Origin of the sequence: Mumia sp. (assembly GCF_028803055.1) — a bacterium.
GTDB lineage: Bacteria > Actinomycetota > Actinomycetes > Propionibacteriales > Nocardioidaceae > Mumia.
Window position 1 is genome coordinate 1 of sequence record NZ_JARBCJ010000310.1, and the last position, 2,203, is coordinate 2,203.

Genomic DNA, 2,203 nt, shown 5'->3' on the forward strand with positions numbered 1-2,203 from the left:
CGCCCCCTGACGATCGCCGTCGCCCTCGTCGCCGTGCTGGCGCTCCCGCCCCTGTGGCTCGGCCGGTTCGTGCCCGAGAACCTCCGCCGCCCCGAGAACGTCCCCACGTACTGGGAGGAGGCCGCGGCCCACCTCGACGCATCCGGCAGCGACACCCGGGTGCTCGTCCTGCCGGGCACCGACTTCGCCAGCTACCGCTGGGGCAACACGGTCGACCCCGTGCTCCCGGGCCTGATGGACCGCCCGTCCGTGCAGCGCGAGCTCATCCCCTACGGCTCGGCGGCGTCGGCCAACCTGCTCAACGCCTTCGACCTGCAGCTGCAGGAGCGCACGGCCGACCCCGCCAGCGTCGCCCCCCTCGCCCGGCTGATGCGGGCGGGGGACGTGGTCGTGCAGAGCGACCTGCAGTACGAGCGCTACAACACGCCGCGACCCCGCAACTTCTGGGCCTTCATCACCGGCGTGCCCGGCCTCGGTGAGCCCGTGGGCTTCGGGCCCGGCGAGCCCAACGAGACCGTGAGCGACGTCCAGCTCGAGGACGAGCTGCTCCTGCAGACCGACCCGACCCTTCCGCACCCGCCCGAGGTCGCGATCCTGCCGGTGGAGGACCCTGTCGGCATCGTGTCCACCCATCCCGTCGACACCCCGCTGCTCGTCTCCGGCGACGGAGCCGGGCTCGTCGACGCCGCCGGCTCGGGGTTGATCGACGGCAGCGAGCTGGTCCGCTACTCGGCCTCGCTCGACGAGGACGAGATCCAGGCGGCGCTCGAGGACGGCGCCGCGCTCCTGGTCACCGACTCCAACCGCAACCGGGGCGAGCGCTGGACCACCGTGCGCCACACCCGTGGGTACACCGAGACCGTCGACCTCGAGCCGCTCACGGAGGATCCCACCGACAACCGGCTGCCGCTCTTCCCGGAAGCGGACGACAACACGATGACCGTCGCCACCGAGCACGGCGACGTGGTCGCCAACGCCACCAGCTACGGCAACTCGATCACCTACACCAGCGAGGAGCGTCCCTCGCTGGCCGTCGACGGCGACCTGGAGACGGCATGGCGCACCGCGGCGTTCCTCGACGCCCGCGGCGAACGCATCGAACTGGAGCTGGGCGACCCGGCCACGACCGACCACATCACGCTGACCCAGCCGACCACCGGGGCCCGCAACCGGTACATCACCCAGGTGCGCCTGCGCTTCGACGACGGGGCGCCGCTCGACGTCGACCTGGGGCTCGAATCCCGCGACGTTCCCGGCCAGCGCATCACGTTCCCGTCCCGCACCTTCGAGACGTTGTCGGTCGAGATCCTGGCCGACTCGGCGGGCTTCGTGCCCCGCTACGCCGGCCAGAGCAGCGTCGGCTTCGCGGAGATCTCCATCGGCGACGACCCGCCGCGCCAGGCCGAGACGATCTCGCTGCCGACCGATCTCACCGAGGCCACCGGCGACGACTCCGCCGACCACCCCCTCGCCATCGTGCTCACGCGCCAGAGGCAGAACCCCACCGACACGACGCGCCTCGACGAGGAGAACGCCATCGTCCGCACGGTCGCGGTGCCCACCGACCGCGAGTTCGGGGTGCTCGGCGACGCCCGCCTGTACCGGCGCGACCCCTCCAACGTCCTCGACGCCGCCCTCGGGCGCCCGCACGACGGCTCGGTCACCTGGGTGCGGGCGAGCACGGTGCTCAACGGCTCGATCGAGACGGCGGCCTCCGCCTTCGACGGCGACCCCGCGACCGCCTGGACAACGGTCCGGAGCGATCCCGACCGCCAGTGGATCGAGGTCAACCTCACCGAGCCGGTCACGGTCGGCTCGATCCCGCTCACCGTGGTGGCCGACGGCCTGCACTCGGTTCCGACCGAGGTCGAGGTCCTGGTCGACGGTGCGGCCGTCGGGCGCGTCCCGCTGCCCGAGATCACCGACGGTGAGGACCAAGGCTCGACCCAGACGGTCGAGCTGGCGCTCCCCACCTCGGTCGCCGGATCGACGTTCCGCTTCCGCCTCACCGGCATCCGCCCGGGCGTGACCCACGACTGGGTGAGCGACAACGAGATCGACCAGCCGGCAGCCATCGCCGAGATCGGCCTGCCGGGCGCACACGTTCCCGCACTGCCGGAGACGTTCGACTCCGGGTGCCGCGACGACCTGGTCGCCATCGACGGCGAGCCGCTCCCCGTCCACGTGACCGGGCCGATGGCCA

General features: G+C 72.4%; 1 protein-coding gene. It reads left to right on the forward strand.

Annotation, left to right across the window (positions count from 1 at the left end):
* Positions 1–2,203, forward strand: a 2,203-nt coding sequence (locus PV363_RS17445; protein ID WP_301023039.1) for an alpha-(1->3)-arabinofuranosyltransferase family protein, incomplete at both ends; no start/stop codon positions are given.